11 protein-coding genes and 4 tRNA genes are annotated in these 14,983 nt (G+C 53.9%); all 15 read left to right on the top strand.

Features of this window, described 5'->3' with window-relative positions; genetic code table 11:
• Positions 1-238: 238 nt before the first annotated feature.
• The 15 genes from birA (at position 239) to rpoC (ending at position 14,976) form a co-directional block, all read left to right on the top strand.
• Positions 239-1,201, top strand: a complete 963-nt coding sequence (birA, locus tag AUC61_RS24945; protein WP_243248910.1) for a bifunctional biotin--[acetyl-CoA-carboxylase] ligase/biotin operon repressor BirA — start codon at positions 239-241, stop codon at positions 1,199-1,201.
• Positions 1,191-1,940, top strand: coding sequence for a pantothenate kinase (locus AUC61_RS24940; RefSeq protein ID WP_243248909.1), 750 nt, complete (start codon positions 1,191-1,193; stop codon positions 1,938-1,940). Before birA ends, AUC61_RS24940 begins: the two co-directional genes overlap by 11 nt.
• Before the next feature lie 7 nt (positions 1,941-1,947).
• Positions 1,948-2,385: a hypothetical protein gene (locus AUC61_RS24935; RefSeq protein WP_243248908.1), complete on the top strand. Its 438-nt coding sequence runs from the start codon at positions 1,948-1,950 to the stop codon at positions 2,383-2,385.
• Positions 2,386-2,528: 143 nt separating this feature from the next.
• Positions 2,529-2,613, top strand: a tRNA-Tyr gene (locus AUC61_RS24930).
• A 25-nt stretch (positions 2,614-2,638) separates the two neighbouring features.
• Positions 2,639-2,712, top strand: a tRNA-Gly gene (locus tag AUC61_RS24925).
• A 25-nt stretch (positions 2,713-2,737) separates the two neighbouring features.
• A tRNA-Thr gene (locus tag AUC61_RS24920) sits at positions 2,738-2,813 on the top strand.
• 187 nt (positions 2,814-3,000) lie between these two features.
• A tRNA-Trp gene (locus tag AUC61_RS24915) sits at positions 3,001-3,076 on the top strand.
• 46 nt (positions 3,077-3,122) lie between these two features.
• Entirely contained in the window at positions 3,123-3,491 is a 369-nt protein-coding gene (gene secE, locus AUC61_RS24910) for a preprotein translocase subunit SecE (protein ID WP_032626526.1), read from the top strand.
• A 9-nt stretch (positions 3,492-3,500) separates the two neighbouring features.
• Positions 3,501-4,034 (top strand): transcription termination/antitermination protein NusG, encoded by a 534-nt coding sequence (nusG, locus tag AUC61_RS24905; RefSeq protein ID WP_020290714.1) that lies wholly within the window; start codon positions 3,501-3,503, stop codon positions 4,032-4,034.
• Positions 4,035-4,152: 118 nt separating this feature from the next.
• Positions 4,153-4,584 carry a 50S ribosomal protein L11 gene (gene rplK / locus AUC61_RS24900; protein WP_020290713.1) on the top strand — a complete coding sequence of 144 codons (432 nt, stop codon included), beginning with the start codon at positions 4,153-4,155 and terminating at the stop codon, positions 4,582-4,584.
• Positions 4,584-5,279, top strand: coding sequence for a 50S ribosomal protein L1 (gene rplA / locus AUC61_RS24895; RefSeq protein ID WP_032626524.1), 696 nt, complete (start codon positions 4,584-4,586; stop codon positions 5,277-5,279). Before rplK ends, rplA begins: the two co-directional genes overlap by 1 nt.
• A gap of 195 nt (positions 5,280-5,474) precedes the next feature.
• Positions 5,475-5,975, top strand: a complete 501-nt coding sequence (gene rplJ / locus AUC61_RS24890; RefSeq protein WP_122662257.1) for a 50S ribosomal protein L10 — start codon at positions 5,475-5,477, stop codon at positions 5,973-5,975.
• A gap of 78 nt (positions 5,976-6,053) precedes the next feature.
• Complete coding sequence (gene rplL / locus AUC61_RS24885; RefSeq protein WP_122662259.1) at positions 6,054-6,419, top strand: 50S ribosomal protein L7/L12; 366 nt, start codon at positions 6,054-6,056, stop codon at positions 6,417-6,419.
• 220 nt (positions 6,420-6,639) lie between these two features.
• A complete protein-coding gene (gene rpoB / locus AUC61_RS24880; protein WP_243248907.1) occupies positions 6,640-10,713 on the top strand; it encodes a DNA-directed RNA polymerase subunit beta in 4,074 nt (1,357 codons plus the stop codon).
• A gap of 63 nt (positions 10,714-10,776) precedes the next feature.
• Complete coding sequence (rpoC, locus tag AUC61_RS24875) at positions 10,777-14,976, top strand: DNA-directed RNA polymerase subunit beta' (RefSeq protein ID WP_122662263.1); 4,200 nt, start codon at positions 10,777-10,779, stop codon at positions 14,974-14,976.
• Positions 14,977-14,983 lie beyond the last annotated feature (7 nt).

Below are 14,983 nucleotides of genomic sequence, written 5' to 3'. Positions count from 1 at the left end.
TTTATGCACGAAGAAAAAGGATTAGCGGTAGGAGCGCGCTTGCCCGCGATGGACGACCATGCTTCTAGCCTGACACACTGCCTCGCAGCCTTCGGCAGCTCCTGCCGTCCAGCGTGGACTCCGTTATCCCCATGCGCACGATGTCTCTTCTGCTATCGCTGAATTAACGATCGGTCGTTTCTATGCATCTTCGTCTTGCGTGGCTATGATGCGAGCCTTATTGCATGGCGATCTCTAAATGCTGACGTTGTTGAAGCTCCTTGAGGATGGAAAATTCCATTCGGGGCAGGCTCTGGGTGAGGCTCTCGGAGTTAGTCGTACCTCTGTGTGGAAGCAGCTGCAGTTGTTGGAGTCTGAGCTGCATATTGGCGTCCATAAAGTCAGGGGGCGTGGATATAAACTCGAGAGTCCTCTATCTCTTCTGCAGGCTGGCGAAATATCTGCGGCAGCAGGAGAGGCTAGCGGCTGGCCGGTTGTTGTCTACGATTCTATAGGGTCAACCAATGCGGCTGCTGTAAAGCTGATTGGCGAAAACTCTCCTACGCCTTTTGTGGTAACTGCAGAGCGTCAGACTGCAGGGCGTGGTCGCAGGGGGAGAAAGTGGGTCAGTCCCTTTGGTGAAAACATCTATTACAGCCTGGCCCTTCGTATTGATGGTGGGATGCGTCAGCTCGAAGGTATGAGTCTTCTGATTGGGCTCGCCGTCCTGAAGACTTTGCGGGAAATGGGTGTGCAGAGTGCTGGATTGAAGTGGCCAAATGACGTCCTTGTGGGGCAGCGCAAAATCGCCGGAATACTCCTGGAGCTGGTTGGTGATCCCGCTGATGTCTGTCACGTGGTCATTGGGGTTGGAATAAACGTGAATATGCGCGCGACAGAGGAAGTCGATCAGTTATGGACCTCGTTGAGGTTGGAAACTGGTGCTCTGTCCAGTCGTAATGTATTGGCTGGCAAATTAACCAGTAATATCCAAGAGTATTTATCTGCTCATCAAGCCTCCGGTTTTGCTGCGTTCAGGTCTGAGTGGGAGCGTAATCACCTATGGCAGGGATGTGCTGTCAGTTTACTTGCTGGTGTTCAGATGATTGAGGGCACTGTGTTGGGTATTGATTCGCAAGGAGCGCTGCGATTGCAGGTTGGAGATGAAGAGAAGGTGTTTAGCGGTGGAGAGCTCAGCTTGAGGTTGCGTGATGATACTTGAGCTGGATTGTGGGAATAGCTTCATAAAATGGCGTGTTATTCGCCAGGGGTTGCCAGGGCTTGTATTGGGGGGTGTCGTCGACTCCGATGAGAAGCTTATTGAGGTTCTTGCGGCTACCTCTGGTTTAAGTCTCCGTCATAGCCGGATGGTTAGCGTGCGTAGTGCCGAGGAGACCCAGAAGCTGGTTGCGCTGATCGCTGAAGAGTTCGGCGTTGAAACTCAGTGTGCGAGTTCGGCCAGAATATTGGCCGGCGTAGCGAATGGTTACGAGGCTTATGAGCGCCTAGGGCTTGATCGTTGGCTGGCTTTGGTGGGGGCTTATGCAACTGTTGGTAAGGCGTGTCTGGTGCTTGATTTGGGTACCGCGATTACCTCGGATTTTGTTAGCGCAAAGGGGGAGCATCTGGGTGGCTACATATGCCCAGGGATGCCGTTGATGCGCGGCCAGCTGCGTACTCATACCCGACGTATTCGATACGATGACGTGGCTGCTGAGGAGGCGCAATCCAGCTTCGCTCCGGGGCGGTCGACCGCTGAGGCTGTGGAGCGGGGTTGCGCGCTGATGATAAGGGGGTTTGCGGCTTCTCAGTTAACGCTTGCGCAGCAGTATCTCGGGGATGATTTCATCGTGTTTGTGACGGGTGGAGATGCTGAGTTGATCGGGGATGTCACGCCGGGTGCGAGGCACATGCCGGATCTGGTATTCGTTGGTCTCGCGTTAGCCTGTCCTTTGGTTTGAGGTTTTTATGCGGTGGTTATTTCTTTTGCTGCTTATGCTCAATGGTCTCTATTACGTGTGGCATCAGCAAGAGGCCCCGTTGAGGGCAAAAGAAGTTTTGCCGCTGTCTCTTTATCGGGCTGAGCAGCAAAACATACATCTCCTCAGTGAGACCGAGGGTAGTGCGGAGTCGTTGGGTGGGCGCGAAGCTCCGGACCGATGTCTCTACCTGGGCGGGTTTGCGCGACAGGAGGAGGCGCGCACGGTTGAGCAGCGTCTAATGAGTCTCGATGTGCAGACTCAATTCCGTGAGATCCATATTGATGGTGCCAGTGCGTACTGGATTAAAATAGAACCTGCCAGCCGTCGTCTTGTCGGAGATGCTCTTTTGAGAGGGTTGGCTCAGGATTTCCCCGATCTGAAAAATAAAATAATGTTGTGCGAAGGCATTGCAACCGCGCAGTAGTTTGCATAGAATGGCGCCCGCTTCGCAGTGCTTGATAATTTTTAAAAGGCTCTGCAACTGCGGTCAACGTTTGTAACCTCAGGTTTTTAATGAGAAAAAGGTTGACAGAAGGGTAGCATGAGTTGAGAATGCTGCCTCGTTCAGGAGGGGTTCCCGAGCGGCCAAAGGGATCAGACTGTAAATCTGACGTCTACGACTTCGAAGGTTCGAATCCTTCTCCCTCCACCATATTTAAGGCTGTGCAGCAAGTTAGGCGGGTATAGTTTAGTGGTAGAACCTCAGCCTTCCAAGCTGATGATGCGGGTTCGATTCCCGCTACCCGCTCCAGATTTGCTGTATGTCCAAAGAGTTTGCTCTTGTAGCTCAGTTGGTAGAGCACACCCTTGGTAAGGGTGAGGTCAGCGGTTCAAATCCGCTCAAGAGCTCCATTATAAAGGCAGATATGAAAATATCTGCCTTTGCTTTACTAGTCATTTCGGTGTCGTTTGGAGTGGCTTGCTTCTAGTCTTTTTGCCTTGGCGTTTCCTTATCTTGGGTCTCGTAGGTTGGTTGGGTTGGAAGGCTGTTGAAAAAATATTGTTGGGCTGGCATATTGGTCGGCCTGATTTTGCTTTTAGGTCAGTAGCTCAATTGGCAGAGCGACGGTCTCCAAAACCGTAGGTTGGGGGTTCGATTCCCTCCTGACCTGCCAGATTCACTAGATTGTATCTGGCTTTCTTTTCACAGGATTATCGTAGATGACTCTCAAGGCTGAAGCCCAAGAATCTCGCTTCGATCTGCTCAAGTGGCTGGTTGTGGTCGCTCTGGTAGTGGTTGGGGTTGTCGGTAATCAATACTACTCAGCTCAGCCTATTTTGTACCGCGTCCTGGTCCTGCTTGTGCTGGCTGGGGTTGCTGCGTTTGTGGGCTTGCAGACTGGTAGGGGCAAGGCTTTCTTTGTTCTGGCTAAGGAAGCTCGTGCTGAAATTCGCAAAGTCGTTTGGCCGACTCGCCAAGAAACCACGCAGACCACTTTGATTGTTGTGGCTGTTGTTCTGGTTATGGCGTTGCTGTTGTGGGGGCTTGATTCCCTCCTCGGCTGGCTTGTTTCCTTGATTGTTGGCTAAGGGTGTCCCGTGGCTAAGCGTTGGTACGTAGTGCATGCTTATTCGGGTTACGAAAAGCATGTAATGCGCTCGTTGATCGAGCGTGTGAAGCTGGCTGGCATGGAAGATGGCTTCGGCGAAATTCTGGTTCCCACTGAAGAAGTGGTGGAAATGCGTAACGGCCAGAAGCGCAAAAGTGAGCGTAAATTCTTCCCTGGCTATGTGTTGGTCCAAATGGACATGAATGAAGGGACTTGGCACTTGGTCAAGGATACCCCTCGTGTCATGGGCTTTATTGGTGGTACGGCCGACAAGCCTGCACCAATCACAGATAAAGAAGCCGATGCGATTCTTCGTCGCGTTGCTGATGGTAGCGATAAGCCTAAGCCTAAGACTCTGTTCGAGCCGGGTGAAGTGGTTCGCGTCACTGATGGTCCATTTGCAGATTTTAATGGCACTGTCGAAGAAGTTAACTACGAGAAGAGCCGCATTCAAGTTGCAGTGCTCATTTTCGGTCGTTCCACTCCGGTGGAGCTGGAGTTCAGTCAGGTCGAAAAGGTCTAGCTGGGCGAGAATCCCATACCCCGTAGCCGTAGGCTGTGGGGTTTTTTCGTCACTGGGATAAACGTGCAAGTAACCGGGGAGCCTTTATTGGCGTTTGAACCCGTAATTGGAGTGCCTCATGGCCAAGAAAATTACCGCTTACATCAAGCTGCAAGTGAAAGCTGCTCAAGCTAACCCAAGCCCGCCAGTTGGTCCGGCCTTGGGTCAGCACGGCGTGAACATCATGGAATTCTGCAAGGCTTTCAACGCCCGTACTCAGGGTCTTGAGCCAGGTCTGCCGACTCCAGTGATCATTACTGTCTACAGTGACCGTAGCTTCACTTTCGAAACAAAGAGCACCCCTGCTTCGGTTCTGCTGAAGAAAGCTGCTGGTCTGACTAGCGGCTCGGCACGTCCGAACACCGTTAAAGTTGGCACCGTGACTCGTGCACAGCTGGAAGATATCGCTAAAGCAAAAAATGCGGATCTGACTGCTGCTGACATGGAAGCGGCCGTGCGTACTATCGCCGGTTCCGCTCGTAGCATGGGCCTTAACGTGGAGGGTGTGTAATGGCTAAGCTGACTAAGCGCCAAAAAGCTATCGCGGCTAAAATCGAGCCGGGCAAATCTTACAGCTTCACCGACGCAGCTACGCTGCTGGCCGAGCTGTCGACCGTTAAGTTCAGTGAGTCTGTAGACGTTGCTGTGAACCTCGGTGTTGACCCGCGTAAATCTGACCAGGTTGTTCGTAGCGCTACTGTGCTGCCGCACGGCACTGGCAAGACTGTTCGCGTTGCTGTGTTCACCCAGGGTCCTGCTGCAGAAGCCGCTCTGGCTGCTGGCGCTGATCGTGTTGGTATGGACGATCTGGCTGCCGAAATGAAAGGCGGCGACCTGAACTACGACGTAGTTATCGCTTCCCCGGACGCGATGCGTGTTGTTGGTCAGTTGGGTCAGATTCTCGGTCCTCGCGGCCTGATGCCTAACCCTAAAGTCGGCACTGTTACTCCTGACGTGGCTAACGCTGTCAAGAATGCCAAGGCTGGTCAGGTTCGTTATCGTACCGACAAAAACGGCATCATCCACACTTCAGTTGGCAAGGTCGGTTTCGACGCAGTCAAGCTGAAAGAAAACGTTGAAGCCCTGATCGCTGATCTTAAGCGTATCAAGCCAGCTTCTTCGAAAGGCATCTACGTTAAGCGCGTAACCTTGAGCACCACTATGGGCCCAGGCCTGGTGATCGACCAGGGTTCCCTGGACGCGTAAGACGTGTTGGTGCGCTTGTCGCACCAGCGAAAAAATTGGGGTCCCTGCCTGGCGGGGGCTATCCAAGACCGTAGGCGGCGCGAGTCTTAAAACACAAGCCTACGCAGATGGTGCTCCCGGTTCCTTACCGAATCAGACACCAAAACGACATCCGGCTTAGGTCAGATGAAACGGTAACAAGCAGGAGTTAAACCCGTGGCAATTAAACTCGAAGACAAGAAGGCCATCGTCGCTGAAGTCAACGAGGCTGCCAAAGTCGCTCTGTCTGCTGTCGTGGCTGATGCCCGTGGCGTGACAGTTGGCGCAATGACCGGACTCCGTAAAGAGGCTCGTGAAGCTGGCGTTTATGTACGCGTTGTACGTAACACCCTGCTCAAGCGCGCTGTTGAAGGGACTGATTACAGTGTCCTCAACGACGCGTTCACTGGCCCGACCCTGATCGCTTTCTCTAACGAACATCCTGGCGCTGCTGCCCGTTTGTTCAAAGAGTTTGCCAAGGGTCAGGATAAGTTCGAGATCAAGGCAGCTGCGTTCGAGGGCAAGTTCCTCGCAGCTAATCAGATCGACGTGCTGGCAACCTTGCCGACCCGTGACGAAGCAATCTCCCAGCTGATGAGCGTGATTCAAGGCGCTACCAGCAAATTGGCTCGTACTCTGGCGGCTATTCGCGACCAAAAAGAAGCTACCGCAGCCTAAGGCTCCGTACCTCCTTTCGCGTATTTTTGTTTATTTCGATGGTCGCGTAGGCCGTCCCCCAATTCAGGAATTAGATTCATGTCTATCTCTCAAGACGATATCCTCAACGCAGTTGGCGAAATGTCCGTTCTGCAGGTTGTTGAGCTGATCAAAGCCTTCGAAGAAAAGTTCGGCGTAACTGCTGCAGCTGCTTCGGCTGGTCCAGCTGCTGCTGCCGCTGTTGTTGAAGAGCAAACTGAATTCAACGTCATGCTGCTGGAAGCTGGCGAGAAGAAAGTTAACGTGATCAAGGCTGTACGTGAACTGACTGGTCTGGGCTTGAAAGAAGCCAAGGCTGTAGTTGACGGCGCCCCAGCACTGGTTCTGGAAGCAGTTGCGAAAGACGCTGCTGACAAAGCCAAAGCTGCGCTGGAAGAAGCAGGCGCTAAAGTCGAGCTGAAATAAGTATCGACTTTGAGTGTCCAGCCCAAGCGTTAAGCGAAAGGCTGATGGCTGGTGGCTCTTGCCACCGGCCTTTTTCCGTTATAGATGACTGGCTCGGCCGGTATCCATAGCGCGTAAAAACCACCGGTGATGGTGGCGCAAACCAAGGGGTTTGCACGATTTTCTGGCTGTTCCCGTCGGGAGGAGCCAAACAAGCAGGTGACCAAGCTGGGGAACGCTGATGGCTTACTCATATACTGAGAAAAAACGTATCCGCAAGGACTTTAGCAAGTTGCCGGACGTAATGGATGTGCCGTATCTCCTGGCCATCCAGCTGGATTCGTATCGCGAATTCCTGCAAGCGGGAGCGACCAAAGATCAGTTCCGCGACGTCGGTCTGCATGCAGCCTTCAAATCCGTTTTCCCGATCATCAGCTACTCCGGCAATGCTGCGCTGGAGTATGTAGGTTATCGCTTGGGCGAACCGGCATTTGATGTCAAAGAGTGTGTGCTGCGCGGTGTGACTTACGCTGTACCTCTGCGAGTAAAAGTCCGTCTGATCATTTTCGACAAAGAGTCGTCGAACAAAGCGATCAAGGACATCAAAGAGCAAGAAGTCTACATGGGTGAAATCCCCCTGATGACTGAAAACGGTACCTTCGTTATTAATGGTACCGAGCGCGTTATCGTTTCCCAGCTGCACCGTTCCCCGGGCGTGTTCTTTGACCACGACCGCGGTAAGACGCACAGCTCCGGCAAGCTGCTTTACTCCGCTCGTATCATTCCTTACCGTGGTTCGTGGCTGGACTTCGAGTTCGATCCAAAGGACTGTGTATTCGTCCGTATCGACCGTCGTCGCAAGCTGCCTGCGTCAGTATTGCTGCGCGCGCTGGGTTATACGACCGAACAGGTTCTGGATGCGTTCTACACCACCAACGTTTTCCATGTGCAGGGTGAAAACCTTAGCCTGGAACTGGTGCCTCAGCGCCTGCGCGGTGAAATTGCAGTCCTGGACATCCTGGATGACAAGGGCAAGGTTATTGTTGAACAGGGCCGCCGTATCACGGCTCGTCACATTAATCAGCTGGAAAAAGCCGGCATCAAACAGCTGGAAGTTCCTTTGGACTACGTCCTGGGTCGCACCACTGCCAAAGTCATTGTGCATCCAGCCACTGGTGAAATCATTGCCGAGTGCAACACCGAGCTGAACACTGAAATCCTGGCCAAAATCGCCAAGGCTCAGGTTGTTCGCATCGAAACGTTGTACACCAACGATATCGACTGTGGTCCGTTCGTATCCGACACGCTGAAGATCGATTCCACCAGCAATCAACTCGAAGCGCTGGTTGAGATCTACCGCATGATGCGTCCAGGCGAGCCGCCTACCAAGGACGCAGCAGAGACTCTGTTCAACAACCTGTTCTTCAGTCCAGAGCGCTATGACCTCTCTGCTGTTGGCCGGATGAAGTTCAACCGTCGAATCGGTCGTACCGAGATCGAAGGTTCTGGCGTCCTGTGCAAAGAAGATATCGTTGCCGTTCTCAAGACGCTGGTTGATATCCGTAACGGTAAAGGCATCGTCGACGACATCGACCACTTGGGTAACCGTCGTGTTCGTTGTGTTGGCGAGATGGCTGAAAACCAGTTCCGCGTTGGCTTGGTGCGTGTTGAGCGTGCGGTCAAAGAGCGTCTGTCGATGGCAGAAAGCGAAGGCCTGATGCCTCAGGACCTCATCAATGCCAAGCCAGTTGCTGCCGCGGTCAAAGAGTTCTTCGGCTCCAGCCAGCTTTCCCAGTTCATGGACCAGAACAACCCGCTTTCCGAGATCACTCACAAGCGTCGTGTCTCCGCACTCGGCCCTGGTGGTTTGACTCGTGAGCGTGCTGGCTTTGAAGTGCGTGACGTACACCCGACTCACTACGGTCGTGTATGCCCGATTGAAACGCCGGAAGGTCCGAACATTGGTCTGATCAACTCTTTGGCGGCTTATGCGCGCACCAACCAGTACGGCTTCCTGGAAAGCCCGTACCGTGTTGTTAAAGACGCGTTGGTCACTGACGAGATCGTGTTCCTGTCGGCTATTGAAGAAGCGGATCACGTCATCGCCCAGGCATCTGCGGCAATGAACGACAAGAAGATCCTGATCGACGAGCTGGTTGCTGTACGTCACTTGAACGAGTTCACCGTCAAGGCTCCAGAAGACGTGACGCTGATGGACGTATCGCCGAAGCAGGTAGTTTCGGTCGCGGCTTCGCTGATCCCGTTCCTCGAGCACGACGACGCCAACCGTGCGTTGATGGGTTCGAACATGCAGCGTCAAGCTGTGCCAACCCTGCGTGCTGACAAGCCGCTGGTAGGTACTGGCATGGAGCGCAACGTGGCTCGCGACTCCGGCGTTTGCGTCGTGGCTCGTCGTGGAGGCGTGATCGACTCTGTTGATGCAAGCCGTATCGTGGTTCGTGTTGCTGATGACGAAGTTGAAACCGGTGAAGCTGGTGTCGACATCTACAACCTGACCAAGTACACCCGTTCCAACCAGAACACCTGCATCAACCAGCGTCCGTTGGTGAGCAAAGGTGATCGGGTTGAACGTAGCGACATCATGGCTGACGGCCCGTCCACCGATATGGGTGAGCTGGCTCTGGGTCAGAACATGCGCATCGCGTTCATGGCGTGGAACGGCTTCAACTTCGAGGACTCCATCTGCCTGTCCGAGCGTGTGGTTCAGGAAGATCGTTTCACCACGATCCACATTCAGGAACTGACCTGTGTGGCGCGTGACACCAAGCTTGGGCCTGAAGAGATCACTGCAGACATCCCTAACGTGGGTGAAGCTGCACTGAACAAGCTGGACGAAGCCGGTATCGTTTACGTAGGTGCTGAAGTTGGCGCTGGCGACATTCTGGTAGGTAAGGTCACTCCAAAAGGCGAGACCCAGCTCACTCCAGAAGAAAAACTGCTGCGCGCTATCTTCGGTGAGAAGGCAAGCGACGTTAAAGACACCTCCCTGCGGGTACCTACCGGTACCAAGGGTACTGTCATCGACGTTCAGGTCTTCACTCGTGATGGTGTAGAGCGTGACGCCCGTGCACTTTCCATCGAGAAAACTCAGCTCGACGAGATCCGTAAGGACTTGAACGAAGAGTTCCGGATCGTTGAAGGCGCTACTTTTGAGCGTCTGCGTTCCGCTCTGGTTGGCCGTAAGGTCGAAGGCGGCGCTGGCTTGAAGAAAGGTCAGGACATCACCGACGAAGTTCTCGACGGTCTTGAGCATGGTCAGTGGTTCAAACTGCGCATGGCTGAAGATGCTCTGAACGAGCAGCTCGAGAAGGCTCAGGCTTACATCGTTGATCGTCGCCGTCTTCTGGATGACAAGTTCGAAGACAAGAAGCGCAAGCTGCAGCAAGGCGATGACCTGGCTCCAGGCGTTCTGAAGATCGTTAAGGTTTACCTGGCAATCCGTCGTCGCATCCAGCCGGGCGACAAGATGGCCGGTCGTCACGGTAACAAGGGTGTGGTCTCCGTGATCATGCCGGTTGAAGATATGCCGCACGATGCCAACGGCACGCCGGTCGATATCGTGCTCAACCCGTTGGGCGTACCTTCGCGTATGAACGTTGGTCAGATTCTCGAAACTCACCTGGGTCTAGCGGCCAAAGGTTTGGGCGAGAAGATCAACCGCATGCTTGAAGAGCAGCGTAAAGTTGTTGAACTGCGCAAGTTCCTGACCGAAATCTACAACGAGATCGGCGGCCGCCAAGAAAACCTGGAAGACTTTAGCGATAAAGAAATCCTGGATCTGGCGAAGAACCTGCGTAACGGCGTGCCTATGGCCACCCCGGTGTTCGACGGTGCCAAAGAAGTTGAAATCAAGGCAATGCTCAAACTGGCAGATATGCCAGAAAGCGGCCAGATGCAGCTGTTCGATGGTCGTACCGGCAACAAGTTCGAGCGTCCGGTTACCGTTGGCTACATGTACATGCTGAAGCTGAACCACTTGGTGGACGACAAGATGCATGCGCGTTCCACTGGTTCTTACAGCCTGGTTACCCAGCAGCCGCTGGGTGGTAAGGCTCAGTTCGGTGGTCAGCGTTTCGGGGAGATGGAGGTGTGGGCGCTGGAAGCATACGGCGCGGCCTACACTCTGCAGGAAATGCTCACAGTGAAGTCGGACGATGTGAACGGCCGTACCAAGATGTACAAAAACATCGTGGATGGCGATCACCGCATGGAGCCGGGCATGCCCGAGTCTTTCAACGTGTTGATCAAAGAAATCCGTTCGCTCGGCATCGATATCGATCTGGAAACCGAATAACACGTGACGCGAATCGAGGGTGGGTCTTTATGACCGCCCTCTGCTCCGCCAGGAGGAAAGGCCTTGAAAGACCTACTGAATTTGCTGAAAAACCAGGGTCAAGTCGAAGAGTTCGACGCCATCCGTATTGGATTGGCATCGCCTGAGATGATCCGTTCGTGGTCGTTCGGTGAAGTTAAAAAGCCGGAAACCATCAACTACCGTACGTTCAAACCTGAACGTGACGGCTTGTTCTGCGCCAAGATCTTTGGCCCGGTCAAGGATTACGAGTGCCTGTGCGGTAAGTACAAGCGCCTGAAGCACCGTGGTGTGATCTGTGAGAAGTGCGGCGTTGAAGTTGCGCTGGCCAAAGTCCGTCGTGAGCGTATGGCTCACATCGAACTGGCATCGCCTGTCGCCCACATCTGGTTCCTGAAGTCCCTGCCATCCCGTATCGGCTTGCTGATGGACATGACCCTGCGTGATATCGAGCGCGTTCTCTACTTCGAGAGCTACGTCGTTATCGATCCAGGCATGACCACCCTTGAAAAAGGTCAGCTGCTGAACGATGAGCAGTACTTCGAAGCTTTGGAAGAGTTCGGTGATGACTTCGACGCCCGTATGGGTGCTGAAGCCGTCCGTGAGCTCCTGCACGCTATCGATCTGGAACACGAGATTGGCCGTCTGCGTGAAGAAATTCCGCAAACCAACTCCGAAACCAAAATCAAGAAGCTGTCCAAGCGTCTGAAGCTGATGGAAGCCTTCCAGGGTTCGGGCAACCTGCCTGAGTGGATGGTTCTGACCGTTCTGCCGGTTCTGCCGCCAGATCTGCGTCCATTGGTTCCGCTGGACGGTGGTCGCTTCGCGACTTCTGACCTCAACGATCTGTATCGTCGAGTGATCAACCGTAACAACCGTTTGAAGCGCCTGCTTGATCTGTCCGCTCCGGACATCATCGTGCGCAACGAAAAACGTATGTTGCAGGAAGCTGTCGATGCTCTGCTCGACAACGGCCGTCGCGGTCGCGCCATTACTGGTTCGAACAAGCGTCCTCTAAAATCCCTGGCTGACATGATCAAGGGTAAGCAGGGTCGTTTCCGTCAGAACTTGCTCGGTAAGCGTGTTGACTACTCGGGTCGTTCGGTAATTACCGTTGGTCCGACCCTGCGTCTGCACCAGTGCGGTCTGCCGAAGAAAATGGCTCTCGAGCTGTTCAAACCGTTCATTTTTGGCAAGCTGGAAATGCGTGGCCTCGCCACGACCATCAAAGCTGCCAAGAAAATGGTTGAGCGCGAATTGCCAGAGGTTTGGGACGTTCTCGCGGAAGTTATCCGTGAACACCCAGTGCTTCTTAACCGTGCACCAACTCTTCACCGTCTGGGTATTCAGGCTTTTGAACCGGTACTGATCGAAGGTAAGGCTATTCAGCTGCACCCTCTGGTCTGTGCTGCGTACAACGCCGACTTCGACGGCGACCAGATGGCTGTACACGTACCGTTGACGCTGGAAGCCCAGCTCGAAGCGCGTGCGTTGATGATGTCGACCAACAACATTCTGTCGCCAGCCAACGGTGAGCCAATCATCGTTCCTTCGCAGGACGTTGTATTGGGTCTGTACTACATGACTCGTGAAGCGATCAACGCCAAGGGCGAAGGTCGTGTGTTTGCGGATCTGCAGGAAGTTGACCGTGTATTCCGTGCCGGCGAAGCCGCGCTGCATGCCAAGGTTAAAGTCCGCATCCACGAAACGATCAACGATCGTGATGGTGGCAGCGTCAAGAACACCCGTATCGTCGACACCACTGTCGGCCGTGCGCTGTTGTTCCAGGTGGTTCCGGCTGGCCTGTCGTATGACGTGGTCAACCAGCCAATGAAGAAAAAGGCGATCTCCAAGCTGATCAACCAGTGTTACCGCGTGGTTGGTTTGAAAGAGACCGTTATCTTCGCTGACCAGTTGATGTACACCGGTTTTGCTTACTCGACGATTTCGGGTGTTTCCATTGGTGTTAACGACTTCGTTATCCCTGATGAAAAAGCTCGCATCATTGACGCGGCTACCGAAGAAGTTAAAGAAATCGAGAGTCAGTACGCCTCGGGCCTGGTAACTCAGGGCGAGAAGTACAACAAGGTAATCGACCTTTGGTCCAAGGCGAACGACGAAGTCTCGAAAGCGATGATGTCGAACCTGTCCAAAGAGCGCGTTATCGACCGTCACGGCGTCGAAGTTGATCAGGAATCCTTCAACTCGATGTACATGATGGCTGACTCCGGCGCACGGGGTTCGGCTGCACAGATTCGTCAGCTGGCGGGTATGCGTGGTCTGATGGCCAAGCCAGACGGCTCGATCATTGAGACGCCGATCACTGCGAACTTCCGTGAAGGTTTGAGCGTACTTCAGTACTTCATCTCTACTCACGGTGCTCGTAAGGGTCTTGCGGATACCGCGTTGAAAACCGCTAACTCCGGTTATCTGACCCGTCGTCTGGTTGACGTTGCTCAGGATCTGGTCGTTACCGAAGTTGACTGCGGTACAGAGCACGGTCTGCTGATGACGCCGCACATTGAAGGCGGCGACGTTGTTGAGCCATTGGGTGAGCGCGTACTGGGTCGAGTTATCGCTCGTGACGTATTCAAGCCTGGCACCGACGAAGTCATCGTGCCTGCCGGTACTCTGGTAGACGAGAAGTGGGTTGAGTTCATCGAGCTGAACAGCATCGACGAAGTAATCGTTCGCTCGCCAATCAGCTGCGAAACCCGTTACGGCATCTGCGCCAAGTGCTACGGCCGTGATCTGGCTCGTGGTCACCAGGTAAACATCGGTGAAGCGGTCGGCGTAATTGCTGCCCAGTCCATCGGTGAGCCGGGTACCCAGCTGACCATGCGTACGTTCCACATCGGTGGTGCGGCAAGCCGGACATCCGCTGCAGACAGCGTTCAGGTGAAGAATGGCGGTACTGTCCGTCTGCACAACCTGAAGCACGTTGAGCGAGTAGATGGTCACCTGGTTGCTGTATCGCGTTCCGGTGAGCTGGCGATCGCTGATGACTACGGTCGTGAGCGTGAGCGTTACAAGCTGCCTTACGGTGCAGTGATTTCGGTGAAGGAAGGCGACAAGGTCGACGCTGGTTCGATCGTAGCCAAGTGGGATCCGCACACTCACCCAATCGTTACCGAAATGAAAGGTACCGTGACCTACGTGGGCATGGAAGAAGGCATCACGATCAAGCGTCAGACAGACGAATTGACCGGTATGACCAACATTGAAGTTCTGGATGCCAAGGACCGTCCTGCTGCCGGTAAGGACATCCGTCCAGCCGTCAAGATGGTAGGTCTGGATGGCAAGGATCTGCTGTTGCCAGGTACCGATGTGCCTGCACAGTATTTCCTGCCTGCTAACGCCTTGGTTGGTGTGGCTGACGGTGCTCAGATCGCGATCGGTGATGTTATCGCCCGTATCCCGCAAGAAACTTCGAAAACTCGAGACATCACCGGTGGTCTGCCGCGTGTTGCCGACTTGTTCGAAGCTCGTCGTCCGAAAGAGGCGTCGATCCTTGCAGAAGTCAGCGGTACCATTGCTTTCGGTAAAGAGACTAAAGGCAAGCGTCGTCTGGTTATCACGCCTAACGACGGTAGCGATCCATACGAAGAGCTGATTCCAAAATGGCGTCACCTGAACGTCTTCGAAGGCGAACAGGTTAACCGTGGTGAAGTTATCTCTGATGGTCCTAGCGATCCGCACGACATCCTGCGTTTGCTGGGTGTGAGTGCGCTGGCCAAGTACATCGTGAACGAGATTCAAGACGTTTACCGTCTGCAGGGCGTGAAGATCAACGATAAGCACATCGAGACCATTCTGCGTCAGATGCTGCGTAAAGTTGAAATCTCCGAATCTGGCGATTCCACCTTCATCAAAGGTGATCAGATGGAGTTGACTCACGTTCTCGTAGAAAACGAGCGCTTGAACACCGACGAGAAGTTTGTCGCCAAGTTCACCCGTGTACTGCTGGGTATCACCAAGGCTTCGTTGTCCACTGAGTCGTTCATCTCCGCGGCGTCTTTCCAAGAGACAACTCGCGTACTGACCGAAGCAGCAGTTACAGGCAAGCGCGATTATCTGCGCGGCTTGAAAGAGAACGTGGTTGTAGGTCGTCTGATCCCTGCCGGTACCGGTCTGGCTTATCACAGCGAGCGCAAGCGTCGTCGTGATGTTGACAAGCCGTTGCGCGTCAGCGCTAGCGAAGTCGAAGCAGCATTGACTGAAGCGTTGAACTCCAGCGGTAATTAAAGAGTAA

This window comes from Pseudomonas maioricensis, assembly GCF_022790535.1.
In the GTDB taxonomy this organism is placed as follows: Bacteria; Pseudomonadota; Gammaproteobacteria; order Pseudomonadales; family Pseudomonadaceae; genus Aquipseudomonas; species Aquipseudomonas maioricensis.
This window is presented reverse-complemented; position numbering and strand designations above follow the sequence as displayed.